This is a genomic window from Roseburia sp. 831b (assembly GCF_001940165.2).
GTDB lineage: Bacteria > Bacillota > Clostridia > Lachnospirales > Lachnospiraceae > Roseburia.
The window spans coordinates 2,586,437-2,607,086 of the sequence record NZ_CP135162.1 but is presented as its reverse complement, the minus strand read 5'-3'; the positions used below and the strand labels follow the sequence as shown (position 1 = coordinate 2,607,086).

The following is a 20,650-nucleotide window of genomic DNA, read 5'->3' as shown; positions in this document are numbered from 1 at the left end:
GAACATATTGAGAGCTACTAAAATGTATCATTAAGATTATGTTTGTGACTTTAATAATATGTGATATAATGATAAAAAATATCAGTAGGAGGGTTACACATGGAAATAGTAATTAAAACCATTAGAATTATTGATTATGAGAATAATGCTGTATATGTTAGAGAAACTCCAGAGACATTTTCTGAATATGTAAGTCAATTGATTACTTATATAAATGGTAATACTTCTATTCGTGAATATAAAACTCGTTCAGCTAATACTGAAGTCATAAGTTGTATTTTAGATATAGTCAGAAATCAAATTGACGAGGAATATGTGACAGGAAAAATTGATTTTATTGCACAGAGATTACTTTTAAAAGAAAGAGAGGCACAAACTACTGTTGTGCATATGAATACAAATGTACAAAAAGGCAGCTTAATACAAGCTTTATTATACGATGAGGACAAGGACAAGTATACGTATCTGCTTGCAAAAGTAGAACATACAGATTTTGTGGATGATTCTGATTTTAGTTTTAAATCTGGTTTTTCAAAAGATATGAAAAAACTTTGGAAGTCTTGTATTTTTGAAATTGATAATTTAAACGCTGATAGTTATTCGGCAAAGGTTTATTCTAATACAGTTGCAAAATATTGGTATGATAATTTTTTAGAGTTAGACCAAGTTGTGAGTGATGAAACAAACACAGACAAAGCATTTCGTGCAATAGATAGTGCATTAAATAGAAATGTAAAGAATATTGCGCCTAGAGATCATACATTACTCAGAAATTCTTTGATAGCATATTTTAAGTCCAATGATTATATAGATTATGATACCATGATACAAAATACATTGGAGAGTTATCATCCGGTAGAATTAGATCAAGAAAAGATGGACAAAGTAATTGAAAAGATAAGAGAATTACCAGAAAAACATAAATTTGATAAACAGTTTAATACAGTATCATCAGTTATCAATGCTCGTATTAGAAAAGTGTATGATGTCTGCCAAGGAGTTCAATTAAAAATAACGGATGCTATAGATGATTTTGGCGATACAATTAAGGCATATAGGGAACCAGATGGAAATAGATATATAAGGATTAAAACGGATAATGATCTGACATATAAACTTTTTTCAGATGAATGATAAAATAAAAGGAGGTGTAGAAGTATGCTTGCAGAGTTACTTAGTTTGGCAGAAATAAGAGATATAATTGTTTCCGAAAGAATGAAAGTGTATGAAGCCTCTTTTAATTTTGATTTAAATAATGCGCCAGATTATAGTTATTTTTTTAATATAATCAATTTTATTCCCAAAAGGGATAATATTAAGATAACTTTACAAGATGAAAATGAGAGGATTTTTGAGGTTTCTTCCTCAAAAACAGAAGGAGAGGAAGAGTATAAAACATTTTTAAAAAATACACTTGATGATGAAACTATTAATGTTAAGTTGCGCATTGATAAAAAAGTAGAGGAAAATCATTTTTCTATTTATTCGTATGATGAGTTTGTAAAAGATATTTTAATGTTATCAATAGAACAAGTTATGATAGCTTTTTCTGGTCTATTGAGTCAGGTATCAACGTTTTTGGTTTTTGATGTTTACAGTCCGATGACAATGTTTGCTACAAAAACAATGTTTTTTGTACCATATAGGAGCCAGATTACAAATTCAGAATTCAATAGAAAACAGAGAATGGAGAGTTGCAAAGAAGTTTCATATTTTTATAATTTTGACACCTATGAAGTACTACCAGATGATTTTAAAATAACAATTAATTATGAAAGTAATCCACTAACTGAGTTATTTCAGAAAATTACAATGCTATTATCTATTAGTTTTATTGCCACTTCTTCATCAATAAATGGAAGGCAGTTAAAAGGCATCATAAATGGACAGCGTACAATGGAATATTGTTGCGATATAAATAATATTCCGGACAATAAAGTATTATATAGAATATATAATTGGATATATACAGATGGTAGTCCAATAGACAAGGCGATAATAGCTAGAAATGTTATTAGTTTACATTGCAAGTATGTTTCTATAATAGAAATTGATGATAAAGTTATGGCTTCAATACAGTCTAATTATAATATGTATTTGAAAGATAACGTAAAAGACTATTTGGAGTTAAAGAATAAGGTGGCTGAGTTCATAAGTGATATAGTATCGAAAACAGGGGAATATGCGACAAGTTTATTAGATAAATTTAAATCAAATCTTATTGCTATTTTTGGTTTTATTTTTTCTGTTATATTGGCAAATATCGTTTCCGATCAACCATTGAATAATCTTTTTACAAGAGAAATTACAGTATTGGTTGAATGTGTTTTGGCAGGTTCATTTGTATACTTATTTATATGCTATTTTCAATCACGTTATGAAATAGAAAAGGTATATGAAAGCTACGAACAATTGAAATTGAATTATAAGGATATTTTGACGGAAGATGATTTGTTAGAGACATTTGGTAACGATGAAGGTCTGAATAAAATGAAAAAAACCATAAGCAAATCAGAAAAATTATATTTAGGTGTTTGGATTGTTTTTTTAATTGCAGCATTGCTTATAGTTGAATATTTGAGTAGTAATCCAACTTATCAGGTTATAGGAAAGGAATTAGATTTATTTATGCAAAATATAAAAAAGATGTTTTAATTTTATAAAAGAAAATCGCACTTGCTAAACTGCAAGTGCGACACTTTTGTTAATATTACGAGTCCTACGCAGCTCCAGGACGGAACAACATATGACTCTAATAATATTATACACCATATTTGTATGAAGTCAAACAAAAAATTATTCAGATAAATCATTAGAAATATCTTCACCTAAAAGGTTTTCATCATTATCGGAAGTAGTAAATTTTTCACTTACAGGATAGGAGAAGTTTTTACCCATTTTCTGAAATCCATACTCCAGATAATGTGATTTAGGGATGAAGTTATTTTCTGTAAGATTATGTAATTTGGTAAAAAGCTCTACAAGCCATTCCTGAAATTCTGTTTCCGGTTCTATTTGGTCAAGTTCATTTTCATAATAATGTCTCACGATACCAGCAAATATATCAGCGAACTGTACTGCAGGAGTTACAGCGGAGCTGACAAACAAGGGCATTTCTAATATGTGATGGAAAGAACGCCCGAATTTAGTTTTGAATAAAAAACCAGTAATTGCTTCGGCAATTTTCCGATCAGCGTCTTCGTGTACCTCGTCAAATATCATCATTGCCTTGCCATAGTGATGATGGTTACAGTAAAATTCAACCTTTTTTAAAAGGAGGTAATACTGCTTTGGAAGATGATTATCTGGAACAATAATTGGTTCATCTGGCTTGTCCATAATTATGGCAAAAATAGCAGCGTCATAAGAGGTAATGATGTCCACCATGCCTTCAACATACGCTTTATTATTTGTACGATTCTTAGTAATAGTTGCTTCACGAATTAGTTTTGTAGACTTTATTTCGTCCTGTTTTCCGTAAATGGAATCTTTTAATTTGTATATCTGATTTGTGATCGGTTTAATATCATTCTCATGGATACAGACACCAAGCAGGATAGGATTCTTGGTTGAATCTGTAGGGCGAGGGTATCCACTTTCGTCTATGAATGTAAGCATATGAATAGATTGCTCCTTTGTTAAGTAGTGAATTGATTATACTATAAAATGGGTTAACATACTACCAAATTTATAGAGATTGTTGCCTGTTCTTTATGTCTTGAGTAGTGGGCATATTTTTCCCAAGATACTGATTGAGATTTTCCTGTTTCCGTTTCAGCTCACGCACTTCCTTTTCACAATCTTTATAGGTGAAAGTCAGCTCGCTTTTCTGCTTCATCAGTTCCTGGTACTCAGCTTTTAATTTATCGACATTCAAGCCCTTTAAGTTTATGCCCGCCTGTTCAAGCATACGTCTGGCACCGCCATAAAGAATAATCTGACTTTCAAATTTGCGGAAATATGCGTCAGGGTTCTTGGCTTTTTTGTAGCCAATATGATAGGAGCGGTTGTCTTTGTACTGCTGTGCATATTTGATGATTTCCGCAAGGTCTTTGATACGGTGTTCCAGTTCTACCACGCTCTGTTTTGCAGACTTTCCGGCTTCGGTTTTCACCGCAATTTTGTGTTCCAGTTCTGCAAGGGAGCCGACTTCATTATAGCTCTGTGCGGCAGTCTTTAAATTCTCAATGGCAGCCCACCTTTGAAGTCCCGGACTGTTCTGAAATTTTTCGTCAGAGGTGTCAATGAGCCTGCGGGCAGAGTAGTCTTTTTTCTGGATCACTGCCTTTCGTTCCCGTTTCCTTTCGATGCGTTCCCTGATACGTTCCTTTGTGTATTCTTTACCCAAAGACTTCGCACTGCCACGCACAAAACGCTCTTTATCCAGAGGGCGGAATGAGATGTATTTGGCAGCTCCTTCTTCAAAAGTTTCCCCTTTGATTTCATACCCTTTGGCTCTCATCAGAAGCAGAAATTCTTCGTAAGTGGAAGCCGACTTGATGCAGAAATTGATGTCCTTTCTGATCTGCGTTTTCCATGCAGAACCGTTCTGGTCGGACTGCCATTCTTTGTATTTTTTGCCACGCTGCGCACCCGGAATGATGACGGAAAGATTGTGTTCCTTGCACAGCTCATCACTCAGATTCCGGATGTGGTAATAGGACTGTTTGCAGTCGTGATATTTGTTGTGTTCGATGTTGTCAGCAGCGCAAAAAATGATGTGATTATGAACGTGTCCTTTGTCAATATGGGTGGTTACAATATACGAATATTTCCCCTCTAAAAGTTTATCTGCAAGTTCCTTTCCAATGCGGTGTGCTTCTTCAAAACCAACCTCTCCCGGAGCAAAAGCCTGTATCAGATGATAGGCTTTGTTGGGACTGTTTTCCCGGCAGTGGTCGAGAGTATATTTGAAGTCATAAGCTGCGGTTTCCGGAGAACAGGCATAAGAAGAAACGAACATTTTTTCATCGGTCTTTTCGGGGTTGCAGATGTAGTCTATCGCTTTATCAACGGTTGCTTTGATAGCATGGATTTTTGTGTACGCCATACCTCATTCATCAACTCCTTTACTTCGTCCATATCTTCCTGATAAATGTTTCCGGTGCTGTTTACCCGCTTGGCAATTTGGTTCAAATTTGAGCTGATACGTCCAAGCTCCGTATTATAATTTCTTAGATAACTGTAATCCACGTCATAGACATAGCCATACAAAATGAGCTTTCGTAAGAAGGCGGACTTGCTTTTCATGCCTGATACTCTGAACTTCTCGTCCAGGATATACTGCTCGTCATCATCGAGATAGAATTGCACCGGATTAGTGCGTTTTCTGTTTGCCATTTCTTTAACTCCTTCCTTTTTTGGGTACAAAAAAACTGCTGTAAAATGTTCGATGTTTTACAACAGTTTGTTTCAAAGTGTATTCGATTTTTGGATAGAATTATCCAAGAAAAATTGTAGCAAAAGCAAAAGGAAAGGTCAAGAACTTCCGGCAGGAATTGAAAGAAAATTCAAAGAGGGTTAGGGATACTTCCCTATGGAAATTTACGGGTTATGCTTGTGGCATAAAAGTTAATTTCAGCCCATGTGTCATGACAGGGGCAGTGCTTGCTAATCTAGTTTTTAGAGATGAAAAAGCAAAAAAACATATTGACAAACTTCAATGCGATGTTATAATTACACATAGATAAACTTCAATGAATGGAGGTGCAATTATGGATAATAAAAAAATGGCGGCAATGTTTAAAGCATTTTGCGATGAGAATAGATTGCAGATTTTAGAGCTGCTACGAGATGGAGAAAGGTGTGCTTGCAGTATCTTGGAAGAAATGCAGATTACCCAGCCGACATTATCACATCATATGAAAATATTATGTGATTCAGGAGTTGTCGTTGGAAGAAAAGAAGGCAAGTGGATGCACTATTCTATTTCTGATAAAGGTTTAGAAGAAATTAGAGAATGCTTAGATTACTTTGCAAATCATTCGGGTGGAACAGAAGAAAAGTCGTGTTGTAAAGGGTAGTTCTTAATGAACTTTTTTGCACGACTAATTGTTTGCATTAAATATAGAAAGATTTGAATATTTAGATACATGAATGAAAGGAGAAGTGTCATGTTAAAAAATATTTGGGATTTTTTCCAGAATGAAGTTTTAGGAATGAAATGGCTGAACAGACTCATTGGCAGTGGTCTGGAAGCAGCCGGACTAGACACAAGTGGTAAGGTGGGTGGAGGCATACAGTTTTTTATCTATGATACAATAAAAATCATGGTACTGCTTGGCTTCCTGATTTTGATGATTTCCTATATTCAAAGTTATTTTCCACCGGAGAGAACCAAGAAAATATTAGGGAGATTTAAGGGAATATGGGCGAATATCATAGCTGCCCTTCTAGGAACAGTAACTCCGTTCTGTTCCTGTTCATCAATACCATTATTCATAGGGTTTACCAGTGCGGGACTTCCTTTAGGTGTTACGTTTTCATTCCTCATATCGTCCCCTATGGTGGATTTAGGTTCGCTTGTACTCCTTATGAGTATCTTTGGTTGGAAAGTAGCTATTGTGTATGTGGTTGTCGGTCTTGTTATTGCGGTTGCTGGCGGAACTTTAATCGAAAAAATGCACTTGGAAAATCAGGTAGAGGAATTTATTCGGAATGGTAAATCCATAGATGTTCCGCAGGAAGAACTTACAAAAAAAGATCGTCTGAAATATGCGTGGGAACAAGTTGTTTCGACAGCAAAAAAGGTGGCTCCGTATGTACTTGTTGGTGTTGGCATTGGCGCATTTATTCATAATTGGATACCGGAGGAGATCATTGTCAAGGTATTAGGTACAGGCAATCCATTTGGAGTTATTATTGCCACGATTGCCGGAGTACCGATGTATGCAGATATATTTGGATGTATTCCGATTGCGGAAGCTCTGCTTGCTAAAGGTGCAAGGTTAGGTGTTGTACTTTCCTTTATGATGGGTGTTACCACACTTTCTCTGCCGTCGATGATTATGTTAAAGAAAGCAGTAAAACCGAAGCTGTTAGGAATATTTATTGCAATCTGCACGATAGGAATTATCATTGTTGGATATTTCTTCAATGCGTTTCAGTATTTGTTAATTTAGGTAGGTAGAATATGGTAAAAAAATGGTATCCTGTTGTAGATATTTTAACTTGTGTAGAGTGTGGTACTTGTGTGAACTTTTGTCCTCATGGTGTTTATGACAAGAGTAAATTCCCAGTCCCAGTGGTAGTTAATCCAGATAACTGTATAGACCATTGTCATGGTTGTCAGAAAAAATGTCCGTCTGGCGCAATCTCTTATGTTGGAGATACTGGCAATATGAGTGCGGCGTCAAACTGTTGCTGTTCTTCTGAGTCGGATACAGAATCTTGCAAAAAATTGAGTATTGAGTATTTGTATCTTGATTTGAATATCTGTGAACGCTGTATCGGTACGGATACTGTTTTAGATGAAGTGGTGGAAGTTCTCCGTCCGGCATTAGAACTGGCAGGATATACAGTTGATTATCAGAAGCATGAAATGACAACCGCACAGATTGCGGAGCAGTATCATTTCGTTTCTTCCCCTACAATTCTTGTCAATGGACAGGATATATTCGGAAGTGTTTTAGAGTCAGATTGTGGATGCTGTAGTGATATTGCTGGCACAGATGTAGATTGCCGGGTGTTTAAATATCAGGGTAAGACATATACAGTACCAACGAAAGAGATGCTGGCAAGTGCAATTTTAGATAATCTGAATCTTCAGCAGGTTTATTCCTGTGATACTTATGTACTTCCTGAGAATCTCAAACGTTTTTATAACGGCAAGGAAAAAAAGTGTGATAACACGACCTCTTGTGGAGGTAGTTGTTAGTGAAAGAAAAAAAGAAATTAATATTAAAAATAATTGTACCACTTATGATCGTTGCGGTTGTTGTGGGTATGTGGGTTATTAAAAACTCATCAGAAAAAGAAAATATAGTAGATAATCAAAATCGTGATGAACAGGTGCAGGATATTCCGGAAGAATTGCAGAGTGCAGATTTTTCCTTGAATGCAACTGAGCAGATTGATTTTGCAAGTTTATCAGAATATGGGCTGCCGATAATCGCAGACTATGGTTCTGACAGTTGCATTCCATGTAAAGAGATGGCTCCTGTGTTGGAAGCAATGAATGAAGAATTTGCAGGAAAAGCGTTTATCAAGTTTACAGATGTATGGAAATACCAGGATGCAGCGGGCAATGTACCAGTTCAGGTTATTCCAACGCAAGTGTTATTCAATGCAGAGGGGACACCATTTGTTCCAAGTGATGAATTACAGCAGGAAATAGAATTTGTGATGTATAGTGACAGAAAAAGTGGGGAACACGTTTTTACAGTTCATCAAGGGGGATTGACGGAAGAACAATTTCGTAAGATATTAAAGGAAATGGGGGTAGAATAATGGTTGACACATGGTTAAATCAGATTGCCCAGTCTATCCAAAGTAATATGTGGATTGCCCCGCTTCTGGCACTTTTAGCCGGTGTATTAACATCATTTACTCCTTGCGCCCTCTCCAACATTCCTCTGATTATTGGCTATGTGGGAGGTGTCGGCGAGAAGAATACAAAAAAAGCTTTTAGGTACTCTGTAATTTTTGCATTGGGAACAGCAGTAACATTTATTACTTTGGGGCTGATTGCTACATCGGCAGGAAAACTAATGGGTAATTCTTCACAGATTTGGTATTTGGTGCTTGGTGTATTGATGGTACTTATGGCTTTACAGACATGGGAGATATTTCAGATTATTCCTTCCATAAATCTGTTATCCAAGAGTAAGGCAAAGGGGATTATTGGAGCATTTATTGCCGGAGTATTGGGTGGTGTTTTTTCTTCTCCTTGTTCCACACCTGTATTGATTGCTTTGCTTGCTATTGTAGCGGGGAAAGGAAACTTGATTTGGGGCATCTTGCTGATGTTCCTATATTCTATCGGACACAGTGCATTAGTAATTGTGGCAGGGACTTCCATTAGTTTTGTTAAGAAAATCAGTAGTAATGAGAAGTATAACAAAGTGGGAATCGCATTAAAGATTGTAATGGGAACAACCATTTTGCTGATTGGACTTTATATGTTCTGGTTAGCATTTTAATAAAAATATAATTTAGGAGGACTTTAAAATGGGATTATTTAATTTTGGAAAGAAGAAAGAAGAACAGGAGCCTGCCTGTGCGTGCAATGCACCTGTAGAGGAAACAAAGGAAGAAAGCTGTTGCTGTTGTGGTAGTAACCCTGCGGATGCAGAAACGGAAAACTGTTGCTGTAATGATGTGGGAGATTCTTTGGTAAGTATCAAGGTACTTGGCTCCGGTTGCAAGTCCTGTCATGAGCTATACGAGAATACAAAAGAAGCAGTAAAAAATACAGGTCTGTCTGTAGAAGTAGAATACATTACCGATCTGGAGAAAGTCATGGGATATGGTGTTATGAGTATGCCGGGTTTGGTTGTCAATGAGAAAGTTGTTTCTATGGGAAAGGTACTTAAGGTAGCAGATGTAGAAAAATTATTGCATAAACTTGGATACTAAAAATTTATAAAAAGTGTTGCCGTTTGTAACAAACGGCACATTTTTAGCATACTATATGAGTAAATGAGCATATACGAATAAGGAGGGATATTTTGACAGAGATATTTAAAGCACTTTCAGAGGAAAGCAGGCTTAGGATTCTTTCAATCCTGATTGATACAGAATTATGTGTTTGTGAAATAGAGGTAACGCTTAATCTTACACAGTCCAATGTTTCACGACACCTGACAGTATTAAAAAGGTGTGGAATTGTAGAAAGCAGGAAAGATGCACTATGGACGTATTATCGCATTAGCTTGGCATTTCAGCAGGAGCATAAGGAATTGTGGCTGTATCTCTTGGACGGATTGAAGAAACTGCCAACTTTTCAGAGCGATAGGGAAGCCAGTGACAAAAATAAAGCAAGAAAACTATGTTCCTGTGATCATAGTAAAGGAGTGAGTAAGCATGAGTAAAAATGTAAAAAAAAGTAATGGAATCAGCATTTTTCAAAAGTATCTTACAGTATGGGTAATTTTGTGTATGGTAGTAGGGGTATTGATCGGAAAATTTCTTCCGGCTGTCCCTGCGTTCCTTGATGAACTTTCAATTGCAGGAATATCCATACCGATTGCAATCCTAATTTGGGTTATGATTTATCCAATGATGATGAAAGTCGATTTTCAAAGCGTAAAACAGGTAGGAAAAAACCCGAAAGGATTGTTTGTTACATGGATTGTAAACTGGTTGATTAAGCCATTTACCATGTATGCGATTGCTTCTGTATTTCTGTTTACAGTGTTTAAAGGACTGATTGCACCGGAGCTGGCAACGGAATATCTTGCAGGGGCAGTGCTTTTAGGAGCAGCTCCCTGTACTGCTATGGTGTTTGTCTGGAGTACACTGACTAACGGCAATCCGGCTTATACAGTGGTACAGGTGGCAACAAATGATTTGATTATTCTGGTTGCATTTGTACCTATTGTGAAGTTTTTGCTTGGTGTTTCAAATGTAACAGTGCCATACAGCACGTTGTTCCTTAGTGTATTTCTGTTTGTTGTAATTCCTTTGGTTGGAGGAATCGTAACAAGAGTGGGTGTTATTAAGAGTAAGGGGCAGGAGTATTTTGAGGATACTTTTATCCATAAGTTTGACAATGCAACGACTGTCGGGTTATTACTTACCCTGATTATTATATTTGCTTCTCAGACAGAGGTAATATTGTCAAATCCGCTTCATATTATTTTGATTGCTGTGCCACTTATCATACAGACCTGTTTGATATTTGCGATTGCATATGTGGCTTGTAAGATTTTGAAATTGCCACATGATGTGGCAGCACCAGCAGGAATGATAGGTGCTTCCAATTTCTTTGAACTTGCAGTTGCAGTAGCGATTGCACTTTTTGGAACAACTTCCTCTGCGGCTTTGGCAACAACAGTTGGGGTGCTTACGGAAGTTCCGGTTATGTTGTTACTTGTAAAGATTGCTAATCAAACAAAAAAATGGTTTGACTAGGAGGTATACGGATGAATAATAAGATTTCATGGGAAAATTTGAATGGAAAAAGTGATGATAACAGCGTTTACTCTATAAATAACATGAATAATGCAAAAGATAGATATTCAATAATAAATATGAATGGAACATCAGATAATGCAGATAGTTGTTTTAGTTTCAGTGATATGAATGGTATGTCAAAATAGAAAAGGAGTTGTAATTATGAATAAAATGGAAATATTTGAACCAGCTATGTGCTGTGCAACAGGACTTTGTGGAGTAGGTGTCGATCCGGAATTACTGCGTATCTCGACGGTACTGAATACTCTGAAAGAAAAAGGTATTATCGTAGAGCGTTTCAATCTTTCCAATGCGCCACAGGCGTTTGTAGACAATAAGGTTGTGAATGATTTTATAAATCGGTATGGTGTAGATAAGTTGCCTGTTATTTTGGTAGAAGGAGAAATTAGAGCGATTGGTCACTATCCGTCAAATGAGGAATTTACAGAGTGGCTTGGACTGTCGGCAGATGTACTTGGAGTTTCAGAGCAGGATAAAAAAACAAATGGCTGCTGTTGTAAAGGAGGTTGCTGCTGATGGAAAGTTTCTCTCCGCAGAATATGAAATTGACACAATACCTTTTTTATACAGGAAAGGGTGGTGTAGGAAAGACATCTACTGCTTGTGCTACGGCTGTTTCATTGGCTGATGCGGGAAAAAAAGTGTTGTTAATCAGCACAGATCCTGCTTCTAACTTACAGGATGTATTTTCAATGGAACTTGATAATAAAGGAGTTGCAATACCGGAAGTTCCTGGTCTTGTGGTAGCCAATCTGAACCCTATCGAAGCAGCGGCTGAATATAGGGAAAGTGTAATTGCACCATATAGAGGTAAATTGCCGGATGCAGTTATCAAAAATATGGAGGAGCAGCTTTCGGGTTCCTGCACGATTGAGATTGCAGCTTTTAATGAGTTCTCAAATTTTATTACGGATGATGAGATACAGAATCAGTATGATTATATTATTTTCGATACAGCACCAACAGGTCATACATTAAGAATGCTCCAACTTCCTTCAGCATGGAGCAACTTTATTAGTGAAAGCACACATGGAGCTTCCTGTTTGGGGCAACTGTCCGGTTTGGAGAGTAAAAAGGCAGTATATAAAAAGGCAGTGGAAACACTTGCTGATGCAAAGCATACAACTTTATTGCTTGTAACAAGACCGGAAGAAGCACCATTAAAGGAAGCAAGGAGAGCATCTGCCGAGCTTTCTGAATTGGGAATCAAAAATCAGGCACTTATTATCAACGGTGTACTTGCAGAATATGATGATGAGTTATCAGAAATGTTTTTCAGCAAACAGCAGGCAGCCTTAGATGGAATGCCAGAAGAATTAAAGAGCCTGACACAGTATAAAATACCGCTTCGTGCTTATAACATTACAGGACTTGATAATGTGAGAGCAATGCTGACAGAAGATAAATATGTACAGACGAATAAGAAAGTCCAGGTAGAACAGTTTTTCTCTCTCGGTAAGATTGTAGATGATTTAGATAAAAATAATAAAAAAGTCATCTTTACAATGGGAAAAGGCGGTGTAGGAAAAACAACGATAGCGGCGGCGATTGCAATGGGACTTTCCCAAAGAGGTAAAAAAGTACATTTAGCGACTACTGATCCTGCGGCACATCTTAATTTCGTATTGAATGAAGCAGATGGAATTACAATGAGCCATATTGATGAAGCGGTAGAATTGAAGAAATATCAGACAGAGGTTCTTGATAAGGCAAAAGAGAATCATATGTCGGATGAGGATATTGCCTATATTGAGGAAGATTTGCGTTCACCATGTACGCAGGAGATCGCAGTATTTCGTGCATTTGCCGAGATAGTGGAAAAGGCGGATGATGAGATTGTTGTCATTGATACCGCCCCGACAGGGCACACCCTGCTTTTGTTGGAATCGACAGAAAGTTATGATAAAGAAATCCAAAGGACAAAGGGTGAAACACTGGAAGCTGTTAAAAAACTTCTGCCAAGATTAAAGAGTGCTGAAACGGAAGTGATCATCGTAACGCTACCAGAAGCAACACCTGTATATGAAGCTCTGCGTTTGGAGGAAGATTTGGAGCGTGCAAATCTTGATGTGAACTGGTGGGTAATCAACCAATCATTTAGTAAGGCAAAAATTTCAAATTCTTTGTTAAAAACAAAGGCGTCAAGTGAAGTGGAATGGATTAACCGGGTAGAGCAACACACAAACGGTAAATTTGCAGTTATTGCATGGAGTGGCGAGCAGATAAAAGGAGAAAAATTATTGGAGGTACTATAATGAGCAAAGGATGGTATCCTGTTATAGATTATGATAAATGTGTAGGCTGTATGGTCTGCAATGATATGTGTAAACATGGTGTGTATAAGCCGGATGAAGATACTCATAAACCGAAAGTGGTTTATGGGAATGGTTGTGTGCATGGCTGTCATGGATGTGAAAACAAATGTCCAATGGGAGCAATTCATTATTATGGTGATGATGGCACATTGAACATTGATTATGACTACGAAACCTATAAGCCGGAGATTGAGTGTGAGGGAAAACCTAAAGTAGCATTTGTCTGTGTACACAATTCCTGCCGTAGTCAGATTGCAGAAGCATTGGGAAAAAAGCTGGCTTCTGACGTTTTTGAAAGTTATTCGGGAGGAACAGAACTGAAAGACCACATCAATCAAGATGCAGTTCGTATGATGAAAAAATTGCATGGAATAGATATGGAGCAGACACAGTATAACAAGTTGGTTACAGATATTCCAGAACCGGATGTGGTGATTTTTATGGGATGTAATGTAAGCTGTCCAAATGTTCCAAGTCAGTATGCAGAAAATTGGGGATTAGACGATCCTTCAGGACAGAGTGATGAAGTGTTTGAGGAGACGATTAGGAAAATTGAGGAAAATATCTTGAAATTAAAGAACAAATTGAGCCAATAATCAGCTTTGAGTGATTCATTGATATTATGTACAAGGTGGATAAAAGGTGGTGGTCAGTATGGGAAAATGTTGATATTAACCTTTGAAGATGACGAAAAAGAGTTATTTCAAAATATGGTAGAATATGTTAATACTCAAGTTGAATCGTTGCAAGTATTTGATGGTACGAAGGACGTGCAGAGATATGGTGAATTAGAGATAGATATATATAGGCGTACTGTAACGAAAAAGGATAAAGAAATAAAATTAACTTTTACAGAATTTGAAATCCTTTTATTGCTTGCTCAAAATGCGGGTAGAATATTTAGTAAGGAGCAAATTTACGATAATGTTTGGAAAGAGCCATATTTTGGAGATTATAATATCGTAATGAGCCATATTCGGAATCTCAGAGAGAAGATAGAAGATAATCCTAGTAAACCAATTTATATACAGACGGTCTGGGGAGTTGGGTATCGTTTCAACAAAAATTTAAGCAGCGGTCTGTAAAGAAGAAATACAGATCACTGCTTATTTTTCGTTTCCGACACCTAAAAGATATTCACATGATACTTGGAAATATTCAGCAAGGGCAACCACTTCATAATCCGGTACAAAGCGTGTCCCTTGTTCTATTCGTAATACGGTCAAATCGCTAAATTCATATCCGGCAAGCTGGAGCTGTTCTGCCAGTGCTTTTTGCGATAGCTGCCTTTCTGTACGCAATTCCTTTACTCTCTGACCTATCAGATTTTTGGAATTGCTTTCTTTATTCCAGTAAATTTTCATATCATCACCAACTTTCTAAAGATGAAGTGTCACATGATTGATTTTACGGAATAATCTTGATAATATACTTCTAAAGATGAAGTACAGAAAAATATTGTTGTAAGAAATTTTAGGATTGATAATACTGCCTGTAAAATGCAATACTTATTTAGAGAAAGGTGGACACAAAATGAATGAAGTATTTGAAAGATTATCTGATGTTTTTGAGGAGCTTCGAAGCGATGCAGGCGAACGGGAGTATTCCATACAGACAGAGGAAACAAAGAAAGCTGATAAGGAACTGAAAAAAGCAAACCGGGAATATGAAAAATTCTTATCTGAGCTTTCAGCAGAGCAGAGAAATTTTTTAGAAAATTATATGGATATTGTAGACCATGCACACTTTCAGGAACAACAGAGAGCCTATTATCAGGGTATCGTAGATGCAGTACAGATATTTGCCGGACTTGGGATTGTTAAAGAGAGTGTTAAGGTAAAAGAGTTATTGAATACAATAATGAAATAAGTAAGCAGGGTGGAGCGTCCAATCATGGAACTTCCACCCTGTTTTTCTCCAGAATAATTCAGAAACAATCAAGTTAAAATCAAAATCTTTCTGCTATTCTAATTTGTGGGTTTGTTATATGTCCGAAGATAGGCTTCCACAATGGCAAGAATCGTTGTTATCTGTTCTTCCGTACATTGTGAGAGATAGACCAGCAGCCTTTGATAATCCAAATTGTCAGTTGGAGCTGCCGGATAAAAGAAAGGATCAGCGGAGATATGTAATGCACGAATCAGTTGCCCCAATTTTTCAAGGCTTGGAATATTGCCATGATTTTCAATTTCCTTGATATACCTTGAGGAAACACCGGACATTTCTGATAACTCATCGTATGTCAGCTTTTGATCCAGTCTAGCCTTTTTAAGACGAAAACCCATGTCTTTATCAATTTTCTTAGCTTTAGCCATATATGCACCTCCATGTATAGTGTATAGTGCACGTTTTGGTTTGGAAATGCACTAATAATTCACTTTAGAAAAGGGGTATAATGCACTAATGGAATGTAGGGACTTTGGATATTGCATATAAAAAAACGCAGTATTCAAAGGTTTTTTCACGTTGTTTTGTCCTTTGAATATGTTTGGGAGAGTTATGTGTTCTGAACAGTTTAGAGGATATTTTTATGTTATCAGGAACCTGTCCGGCATTTTGCGTGGAAAGGTAATTTTATAGGTCGCATCTTCGTAGATGTGGCAAAGTATATCATTGAAAGTGCACTATACGCACTTGTACTGTGTGGTAAAAATTTAATATCGGATATAGGAAACGTCCTGTGGGTATGTACCTGCAAGGGCGTTTTTTATATACATAAAATTTTTTTCAAAAAGTTGTCGATTTTTCGACGCTGTTCATATTTCCATTCGTGCTACGGAGTGAAAGGGAGATATTTCACTCTGTTCCAAATGGGTGCGGAAGGAGGTGAACTCTTATGGAGCAATCTTCTTCCGAAAAGCAGTTAAGAATAAGGAAACAGTTTGACAGCTTTTGTAAAACCCTGTTAAAGAATGAAATGATTGACTATGAACGGGCAAGAAGCTATCGGCAAAAGCATGAAGTTTCTTTCTCGGAACTAACGCAGGAGGAGTTGAGTCGGTTGAATACTGAGGATGATTATATAGCAGAATCAGAGGTATTTCGTGTCCTTGATTATGATATTGAGGTAAAGGACGAGCTGATCAGTGAAGCATTGAAGTATCTGCCAGAAAAGAAGCGGAATGTTATTTTGCTGTCTTTTTTTCTGGATATGACAGATACGGAGATCGCAAAGCACATGAACCTTGTCAGAAGTACCATTCATCATCACCGGGTAAGCTCACTCCAGGCATTAAAAAAGATTATGGAGGGAATCAGGAATGGAGAAATCAAATAAATGTTCAAAGTTGCTGCCTTACCATATCATTGCGGCAGCGGCTTCCGGCGATGTGGAAGCAATCAAAGAGGTTTTGAAACATTACGAGGGGTATATTGCAGCTCTGTCTACAAGAATGCTCTATGATGAGTGCGGGAATCCGCATTACTGTGTTGATGAAACTTTACGTCGCAGATTAGAAACAAAGCTGATAACAAAAATATTGGCTTTTGAAGTTGCATAGCAGTCGGTCAGCGGTGTCCCTTTCCATTCGCTGATCGGTGCGTATGCACCCTGTACCTTGACAACTGAATATTGATTGCATACAGGACGTGTGGAATATGTGGAGCCACTATGCGGACACGCCAAGAGATACCTGCTTTCTTTTATAGAGAAGGTTCATACGAAGGAATACTGAAATCTGGTATTGAAGTTAAGGTAAGTAGCGAGGGATGTCTGGCAAAATGTGTAGCAGTTGCACGGGGCAAAGATACATATTTTTGATAATGATACTTCCGGATAAATCCGGTCAATTTGGATGACGGTGCGATACCGATGTGGGCAGAGTAATGACCTGCCACCTGTAATGCAGTTTTTATCTGCTTATAAATATGTAGAAGCACATTCTATTTGTTTATAAGCAGATAAAACTGTGTGCTTAAATTAAGGAGGACTTATTGATGCAAAGAATACCAAAGGCAATTAACAAGAAAAGATTAGTCAGATATAAGGAAGGAGCAGAAATGTATAGCATGGGAATGAATAAGTTTCAGACTCTTGCGAAAGACGCAGGTGCTATTTTGAAGATAGACAGAATGGTGCTGGTTGACCTTGATGTGTTTGACCAATATCTGGAGTCATTTCGTGTGAAATAGGTAGTTGGAGTTTTGAGAAAGATTTTTCGTATAACCAAAAATGTGTTGACTTTTGGTTTAACCGAAAGTATAATGAATATGAAATGGATGGAGGTGTATGCTGTGGCGAGAACAGGTAGACCAAAGTCGGAAAATCCTAAAAAGACTTTAATAGGATTGAAACTGACAGAGGAAGAAGCCGCAAAACTTAGAGAATATGCGTCCAAACATGACATGACCATAACGCAGGTGCTACAAAAAGGTATTGATTTGCAATATGCAATGGAAAAACCTTTGAGTAGTTAGTACGAAATCTCTTTCCTTGAGAAAGGAGACGAGATGGCGAAATCAAGAAAGGATAACAAAGGAAGGGTTTTAAGAAAAGGCGAAACGCAGCGTAGCTGTGATGGTAAGTATGTTTATACATACACTGATCCGGAGGGAAAACGCCGGAGCATTTATTCTAAGGACATCATGGAGCTGCGGCAGAGGGAAGAAAAGTTGATTAAAGATCAACTGGACGGATTGGATTCGTATGCGGCGGGTAATTCGACAGTCAACTTTGTTTTTGACAGATATATTTCTACGAAGTCAGAACTTAGAGGAACGACTATGAGAAATTACAAGTATATGTATGACCGCTTTATCAGAGATGGATTTGGAAAGAAGAAAATCGCTTCTGTGAAGTATTCAGATGTGTTGCAGTTTTACCAGCACTTACTGAAGGAAAAGGAAATGCAGATAAATACGCTGGAAACAATTCATACAGTCCTGCACCCGACATTTCAGCTTGCAGTGCGTGATAACATTATTCGAGTTAATCCGAGCGATGGAGTTATGGCGCAGATTAAAAAGCAGCCAGGCAAAAATCATGGTGTAAGACACGCTTTGACGATAGAACAGCAGAGAGCTTTTATCAACTATGTAGAAAACAGTCTTACATTTTATCATTGGGCACCGTTTTTTAAGTTCCTGTTGGGAACAGGGTGTCGAATTGGAGAAGCAATCGGAATCAGGTGGGAAGATGTGGACTTTGATAAGCGAATGATCAATATCAATCACAGCTTAGTCTATTACAGCAGAGAATATAAAGACCACCCTATGTGTTCGTTTGCGGTATCCCTTCCAAAGACAGAAGCAGGTATACGCATTATTCCGATGATGGATACTGTTTATGATGCGCTCCAGACGGAGTGGGAAGATCAAAAGGAGAACGGGTTTAATGAAACCGAAATTGATGGAATGAAAGGATTTATCTTCATGAATCGTTTTGGGAATGTCCATAATCCGCAAGCAGTCAATCGGGCAATCAAGCGTATATATGAAGCGTACAATGCAGAAGAAGTGGTGAAGGCTTCAAAAGAACATCGTGAGCCTGTGATAATACCACATTTCTCATGTCATCATTTGCGACATACCTTTTGCTCAAGGTTTTGCGAGAATGAAACAAACTTAAAGGTAATTCAGTCCATTATGGGACACGCAAACATCGAAACGACGATGGATATTTATGCGGAAGTTACCGATACCAAAAAGCAAGAAGCAATTCAAAATTTAGCACACAAGTTAGATGTATTTTAGGAAAGAGTCCTACTGGGACTGACTGAGTACGACAAAATGTGTGCCATACGACAAAAGTACGACAAATTTTAGTGGCGTAATCAACAAAGAAGTGTTATTATAACGATGTTGATGAGCCGAAAAGGGCTTTATTAAAGGAAAAAGCGTCAATGTAAATTAAATTGATGTGAAATCCCGACAATGAAGTCGTTAGATTCTGATAAGAAGGTTTCTAAGACTTCCGAAGGCACTTCCATAGAAGCTGCTGTAAATGACAACAACGGATTCTTCACAGCAAATGAGAAGATTGATTTCTCCAACGTAAAGGTAGAGCCTTTATTTGAGGAAGCTGTCGATTTCGAAACCTTCAGCAAATCAGACTTCCGTGCTGTAAAAGTAAAAGAATGTGTTGCAGTACCAAAATCAAAGAAATTATTGCAGTTCACACTTGACGATGGAACCGGCACAGACCGTACCATCTTAAGCGGAATTCATGCATACTATGAGCCGGAAGAATTGGTTGGAAAGACACTGATTGCAATTACCAATCTTCCGCCTAGGGCTATGATGGGAATTGAGTCCTGCGGTATGCTGCTTTCAGCAGTCAACAACAAGAAGGACAGCGAGGATGAAGAACTTCATCTTTTGATGGTGGATAACCATATTCCGGCGGGTGCGAAGTTGTACTAAAATTGAAGAGAAGATGTTGAAAAATAGGACTTCCTTACGAATGAGTGAGGGGTTCTATTTTTTTTGATTTTTTTGATATACTGTAAAAATGTGCAAGGCGGGCATTGTATATTTTGCAGCAGGGGATGTTATTAAAAACCAAGATAACAGTTTAGGTTGTATTATGAAAAAGTTAATTACATTGCTATATGTGTCCGGTTTATAGGACATGAGAAGTGCATAATAGAAAGTAACAAGAAGGAAAACTTTTTAGAAAAAGCTATTTTAATTAGTGAAAATAGGAGGTTGGGCATATGGCAATGTATAATTGTAATAAGAATGGGAATTCATCATTTGGGGCAAAAATAATAATTTTTCTTGTAGTTATAGCAATTTTTTATTTGATAGGCACTGTGAGTGAGGCTAATGAACCAAAGTGTATTAAATCTGGATGTGACAATAAACAGGCAACAAATAGTAGCTATTGTTATATACATAAGCCATATACAAGTAGTTATTCATATTCCAATGGCAGTTCTTCTTATTCAAACAAGACGACTGAGAGTAGTTCAGAGACAAAGGACAGTTATAGTAGTGAAAATAAATCTTATACATCAAGTGATTCATCATATAGTGATGGAACGAAAAATCATACATCAAGCGTTACTTCAGGTAACTATAATTCGTATGATGACGGTTACGATGACATCTATATGGATGGAGATTATGATTACGACCGATATGATAGCGATAGTGACTACGCAGATGGCGTAGATGATGCGATGGATGAAGCTGGTGAGGATTGGTAAAAATGAAAAATTGACTTTTCGTGAAAGAATAGATAGAAAATACTTACAGTT

General features: G+C 37.2%; 28 protein-coding genes and 1 pseudogene. 24 read left to right on the top strand and 5 right to left on the bottom strand.

Annotated elements, in window-relative coordinates:
• Window positions 1–99 precede the first annotated feature (99 nt).
• Together BIV16_RS11955 and BIV16_RS11950 are read left to right on the top strand one after the other, a co-directional pair.
• A complete protein-coding gene (locus BIV16_RS11955) occupies window positions 100–1,134 on the top strand; it encodes a hypothetical protein (RefSeq protein WP_075680355.1) in 1,035 nt (344 codons plus the stop codon).
• 24 nt (window positions 1,135–1,158) lie between these two features.
• Window positions 1,159–2,655: a hypothetical protein gene (locus BIV16_RS11950; protein WP_075680354.1), complete on the top strand. Its 1,497-nt coding sequence runs from the start codon at window positions 1,159–1,161 to the stop codon at window positions 2,653–2,655.
• Between the two features lie 141 nt (window positions 2,656–2,796).
• On the opposite strand, the gene BIV16_RS11945 is transcribed toward BIV16_RS11950, so the two are convergent.
• The 3 genes from BIV16_RS11945 to BIV16_RS11935 form a co-directional block, all read right to left on the bottom strand.
• Entirely contained in the window at window positions 2,797–3,618 is an 822-nt protein-coding gene (locus tag BIV16_RS11945; protein ID WP_075680353.1) for a DUF3800 domain-containing protein, read from the bottom strand.
• Window positions 3,619–3,688: 70 nt separating this feature from the next.
• Window positions 3,689–5,050, bottom strand: coding sequence for a relaxase/mobilization nuclease domain-containing protein (locus BIV16_RS11940; protein WP_075680352.1), 1,362 nt, complete (start codon window positions 5,048–5,050; stop codon window positions 3,689–3,691).
• Window positions 4,999–5,340 carry a MobC family plasmid mobilization relaxosome protein gene (locus BIV16_RS11935; protein WP_075680351.1) on the bottom strand — a complete coding sequence of 114 codons (342 nt, stop codon included), beginning with the start codon at window positions 5,338–5,340 and terminating at the stop codon, window positions 4,999–5,001. The genes BIV16_RS11940 and BIV16_RS11935 overlap by 52 nt, the downstream gene beginning before the upstream one ends.
• A gap of 374 nt (window positions 5,341–5,714) precedes the next feature.
• Here BIV16_RS11935 and BIV16_RS11930 point away from each other — a divergent pair, with 374 nt between their 5' ends.
• The 14 genes and pseudogenes from BIV16_RS11930 to BIV16_RS11870 all read left to right on the top strand — a co-directional run bounded on the left by BIV16_RS11930 (window position 5,715) and on the right by BIV16_RS11870 (window position 14,536).
• The gene (locus BIV16_RS11930; protein WP_075680350.1) at window positions 5,715–6,023 is read left to right on the top strand and encodes an ArsR/SmtB family transcription factor; all 309 of its coding nucleotides are present in this window, start codon (window positions 5,715–5,717) and stop codon (window positions 6,021–6,023) included.
• A 90-nt stretch (window positions 6,024–6,113) separates the two neighbouring features.
• Window positions 6,114–7,121: a permease gene (locus BIV16_RS11925; protein WP_075680349.1), complete on the top strand. Its 1,008-nt coding sequence runs from the start codon at window positions 6,114–6,116 to the stop codon at window positions 7,119–7,121.
• Window positions 7,122–7,132: 11 nt separating this feature from the next.
• Complete coding sequence (locus BIV16_RS11920; RefSeq protein ID WP_075680348.1) at window positions 7,133–7,876, top strand: DUF2703 domain-containing protein; 744 nt, start codon at window positions 7,133–7,135, stop codon at window positions 7,874–7,876.
• Complete coding sequence (locus BIV16_RS11915) at window positions 7,876–8,448, top strand: thioredoxin family protein (RefSeq protein ID WP_075680347.1); 573 nt, start codon at window positions 7,876–7,878, stop codon at window positions 8,446–8,448. Before BIV16_RS11920 ends, BIV16_RS11915 begins: the two co-directional genes overlap by 1 nt.
• Window positions 8,448–9,140: a cytochrome c biogenesis CcdA family protein gene (locus BIV16_RS11910; protein ID WP_075680346.1), complete on the top strand. Its 693-nt coding sequence runs from the start codon at window positions 8,448–8,450 to the stop codon at window positions 9,138–9,140. The genes BIV16_RS11915 and BIV16_RS11910 overlap by 1 nt, the downstream gene beginning before the upstream one ends.
• A gap of 28 nt (window positions 9,141–9,168) precedes the next feature.
• Window positions 9,169–9,576 (top strand): thioredoxin family protein, encoded by a 408-nt coding sequence (locus BIV16_RS11905; RefSeq protein ID WP_075680345.1) that lies wholly within the window; start codon window positions 9,169–9,171, stop codon window positions 9,574–9,576.
• A 92-nt stretch (window positions 9,577–9,668) separates the two neighbouring features.
• Entirely contained in the window at window positions 9,669–10,031 is a 363-nt protein-coding gene (locus tag BIV16_RS11900; RefSeq protein ID WP_075680344.1) for an ArsR/SmtB family transcription factor, read from the top strand.
• On the top strand, window positions 10,024–11,073 hold the full coding sequence (gene arsB, locus BIV16_RS11895; RefSeq protein WP_075680343.1) for an ACR3 family arsenite efflux transporter: 1,050 nt from the start codon (window positions 10,024–10,026) through the stop codon (window positions 11,071–11,073). Before BIV16_RS11900 ends, arsB begins: the two co-directional genes overlap by 8 nt.
• 11 nt (window positions 11,074–11,084) lie before the next feature.
• Window positions 11,085–11,261 (top strand): hypothetical protein, encoded by a 177-nt coding sequence (locus BIV16_RS11890; RefSeq protein ID WP_159435932.1) that lies wholly within the window; start codon window positions 11,085–11,087, stop codon window positions 11,259–11,261.
• 16 nt (window positions 11,262–11,277) lie between these two features.
• Entirely contained in the window at window positions 11,278–11,652 is a 375-nt protein-coding gene (arsD, locus tag BIV16_RS11885) for an arsenite efflux transporter metallochaperone ArsD (RefSeq protein ID WP_075680342.1), read from the top strand.
• Complete coding sequence (gene arsA, locus BIV16_RS11880) at window positions 11,652–13,391, top strand: arsenical pump-driving ATPase (protein ID WP_075680341.1); 1,740 nt, start codon at window positions 11,652–11,654, stop codon at window positions 13,389–13,391. The genes arsD and arsA overlap by 1 nt, the downstream gene beginning before the upstream one ends.
• A pseudogene (locus BIV16_RS15765) lies at window positions 13,343–13,444 on the top strand (hypothetical protein); the annotation flags it as partial. The gene arsA and the pseudogene BIV16_RS15765, both read left to right, overlap by 49 nt.
• Before the next feature lie 195 nt (window positions 13,445–13,639).
• Window positions 13,640–14,047 (top strand): arsenate reductase/protein-tyrosine-phosphatase family protein, encoded by a 408-nt coding sequence (locus BIV16_RS11875; RefSeq protein WP_075680527.1) that lies wholly within the window; start codon window positions 13,640–13,642, stop codon window positions 14,045–14,047.
• 66 nt (window positions 14,048–14,113) lie between these two features.
• Window positions 14,114–14,536: a winged helix-turn-helix domain-containing protein gene (locus BIV16_RS11870; RefSeq protein WP_075680340.1), complete on the top strand. Its 423-nt coding sequence runs from the start codon at window positions 14,114–14,116 to the stop codon at window positions 14,534–14,536.
• Window positions 14,537–14,557: 21 nt separating this feature from the next.
• Here the strand turns inward: BIV16_RS11870 and BIV16_RS11865 are convergent, their stop codons facing one another.
• The gene (locus BIV16_RS11865) at window positions 14,558–14,815 is read right to left on the bottom strand and encodes a helix-turn-helix domain-containing protein (RefSeq protein WP_075680339.1); all 258 of its coding nucleotides are present in this window, start codon (window positions 14,813–14,815) and stop codon (window positions 14,558–14,560) included.
• A 169-nt stretch (window positions 14,816–14,984) separates the two neighbouring features.
• Between BIV16_RS11865 and BIV16_RS11860 the strand changes: the two genes are divergently transcribed.
• Window positions 14,985–15,320, top strand: coding sequence for a hypothetical protein (locus BIV16_RS11860; RefSeq protein WP_075680338.1), 336 nt, complete (start codon window positions 14,985–14,987; stop codon window positions 15,318–15,320).
• Window positions 15,321–15,418: 98 nt separating this feature from the next.
• Here BIV16_RS11860 and BIV16_RS11855 read toward each other — a convergent pair whose 3' ends face one another.
• Window positions 15,419–15,766 (bottom strand): helix-turn-helix domain-containing protein, encoded by a 348-nt coding sequence (locus BIV16_RS11855; protein ID WP_075680337.1) that lies wholly within the window; start codon window positions 15,764–15,766, stop codon window positions 15,419–15,421.
• Window positions 15,767–16,287: 521 nt separating this feature from the next.
• On the opposite strand from BIV16_RS11855, the gene BIV16_RS11850 reads away from it, so the two are divergent.
• The 7 genes from BIV16_RS11850 (at window position 16,288) to BIV16_RS11820 (ending at window position 20,599) form a co-directional block, all read left to right on the top strand.
• Window positions 16,288–16,728 carry an RNA polymerase sigma factor gene (locus BIV16_RS11850; protein ID WP_075680336.1) on the top strand — a complete coding sequence of 147 codons (441 nt, stop codon included), beginning with the start codon at window positions 16,288–16,290 and terminating at the stop codon, window positions 16,726–16,728.
• The gene (locus BIV16_RS11845) at window positions 16,712–16,951 is read left to right on the top strand and encodes a helix-turn-helix domain-containing protein (RefSeq protein WP_075680335.1); all 240 of its coding nucleotides are present in this window, start codon (window positions 16,712–16,714) and stop codon (window positions 16,949–16,951) included. The genes BIV16_RS11850 and BIV16_RS11845 overlap by 17 nt, the downstream gene beginning before the upstream one ends.
• Before the next feature lie 436 nt (window positions 16,952–17,387).
• Window positions 17,388–17,582 (top strand): DUF6462 family protein, encoded by a 195-nt coding sequence (locus tag BIV16_RS11840; protein ID WP_004070602.1) that lies wholly within the window; start codon window positions 17,388–17,390, stop codon window positions 17,580–17,582.
• Window positions 17,583–17,684: 102 nt separating this feature from the next.
• Window positions 17,685–17,867 (top strand): hypothetical protein, encoded by a 183-nt coding sequence (locus BIV16_RS11835; protein WP_330546296.1) that lies wholly within the window; start codon window positions 17,685–17,687, stop codon window positions 17,865–17,867.
• 33 nt (window positions 17,868–17,900) lie between these two features.
• Window positions 17,901–19,142, top strand: a complete 1,242-nt coding sequence (locus tag BIV16_RS11830; protein ID WP_075680334.1) for a site-specific integrase — start codon at window positions 17,901–17,903, stop codon at window positions 19,140–19,142.
• A gap of 180 nt (window positions 19,143–19,322) precedes the next feature.
• Window positions 19,323–19,811, top strand: a complete 489-nt coding sequence (locus tag BIV16_RS11825) for a hypothetical protein (RefSeq protein ID WP_075680333.1) — start codon at window positions 19,323–19,325, stop codon at window positions 19,809–19,811.
• A 293-nt stretch (window positions 19,812–20,104) separates the two neighbouring features.
• Window positions 20,105–20,599 carry a hypothetical protein gene (locus BIV16_RS11820; protein WP_242940366.1) on the top strand — a complete coding sequence of 165 codons (495 nt, stop codon included), beginning with the start codon at window positions 20,105–20,107 and terminating at the stop codon, window positions 20,597–20,599.
• Window positions 20,600–20,650 lie beyond the last annotated feature (51 nt).

Bases quoted from the DNA above. Each gene is read 5' to 3' on its own strand.
- BIV16_RS11955 (WP_075680355.1), top strand. From the start codon at position 100: ATGGAAATAGTAATTAAAACCATTAGAATTATTGATTATGAGAATAAT.
- BIV16_RS11860 (WP_075680338.1), top strand. From the start codon at position 14,985: ATGAATGAAGTATTTGAAAGATTATCTGATGTTTTTGAGGAGCTTCGA.
- BIV16_RS11830 (WP_075680334.1), top strand. From the start codon at position 17,901: ATGGCGAAATCAAGAAAGGATAACAAAGGAAGGGTTTTAAGAAAAGGC.
- BIV16_RS11820 (WP_242940366.1), top strand. From the start codon at position 20,105: ATGGCAATGTATAATTGTAATAAGAATGGGAATTCATCATTTGGGGCA.
- BIV16_RS11945 (WP_075680353.1), bottom strand. From the start codon at position 3,618: ATGCTTACATTCATAGACGAAAGTGGATACCCTCGCCCTACAGATTCA.
- BIV16_RS11935 (WP_075680351.1), bottom strand. From the start codon at position 5,340: ATGGCAAACAGAAAACGCACTAATCCGGTGCAATTCTATCTCGATGAT.
- BIV16_RS11950 (WP_075680354.1), top strand. From the start codon at position 1,159: ATGCTTGCAGAGTTACTTAGTTTGGCAGAAATAAGAGATATAATTGTT.
- BIV16_RS11910 (WP_075680346.1), top strand. From the start codon at position 8,448: ATGGTTGACACATGGTTAAATCAGATTGCCCAGTCTATCCAAAGTAAT.
- BIV16_RS11850 (WP_075680336.1), top strand. From the start codon at position 16,288: ATGGAGCAATCTTCTTCCGAAAAGCAGTTAAGAATAAGGAAACAGTTT.
- BIV16_RS11870 (WP_075680340.1), top strand. From the start codon at position 14,114: ATGTTGATATTAACCTTTGAAGATGACGAAAAAGAGTTATTTCAAAAT.
- BIV16_RS11865 (WP_075680339.1), bottom strand. From the start codon at position 14,815: ATGAAAATTTACTGGAATAAAGAAAGCAATTCCAAAAATCTGATAGGT.
- BIV16_RS11840 (WP_004070602.1), top strand. From the start codon at position 17,388: ATGCAAAGAATACCAAAGGCAATTAACAAGAAAAGATTAGTCAGATAT.
- arsA (WP_075680341.1), top strand. From the start codon at position 11,652: ATGGAAAGTTTCTCTCCGCAGAATATGAAATTGACACAATACCTTTTT.
- BIV16_RS11890 (WP_159435932.1), top strand. From the start codon at position 11,085: ATGAATAATAAGATTTCATGGGAAAATTTGAATGGAAAAAGTGATGAT.
- BIV16_RS11940 (WP_075680352.1), bottom strand. From the start codon at position 5,050: ATGGCGTACACAAAAATCCATGCTATCAAAGCAACCGTTGATAAAGCG.
- arsD (WP_075680342.1), top strand. From the start codon at position 11,278: ATGAATAAAATGGAAATATTTGAACCAGCTATGTGCTGTGCAACAGGA.
- BIV16_RS11920 (WP_075680348.1), top strand. From the start codon at position 7,133: ATGGTAAAAAAATGGTATCCTGTTGTAGATATTTTAACTTGTGTAGAG.
- BIV16_RS11845 (WP_075680335.1), top strand. From the start codon at position 16,712: ATGGAGAAATCAAATAAATGTTCAAAGTTGCTGCCTTACCATATCATT.
- BIV16_RS11925 (WP_075680349.1), top strand. From the start codon at position 6,114: ATGTTAAAAAATATTTGGGATTTTTTCCAGAATGAAGTTTTAGGAATG.
- BIV16_RS11930 (WP_075680350.1), top strand. From the start codon at position 5,715: ATGGATAATAAAAAAATGGCGGCAATGTTTAAAGCATTTTGCGATGAG.
- BIV16_RS11855 (WP_075680337.1), bottom strand. From the start codon at position 15,766: ATGGCTAAAGCTAAGAAAATTGATAAAGACATGGGTTTTCGTCTTAAA.
- BIV16_RS11905 (WP_075680345.1), top strand. From the start codon at position 9,169: ATGGGATTATTTAATTTTGGAAAGAAGAAAGAAGAACAGGAGCCTGCC.
- BIV16_RS11825 (WP_075680333.1), top strand. From the start codon at position 19,323: ATGAAGTCGTTAGATTCTGATAAGAAGGTTTCTAAGACTTCCGAAGGC.
- arsB (WP_075680343.1), top strand. From the start codon at position 10,024: ATGAGTAAAAATGTAAAAAAAAGTAATGGAATCAGCATTTTTCAAAAG.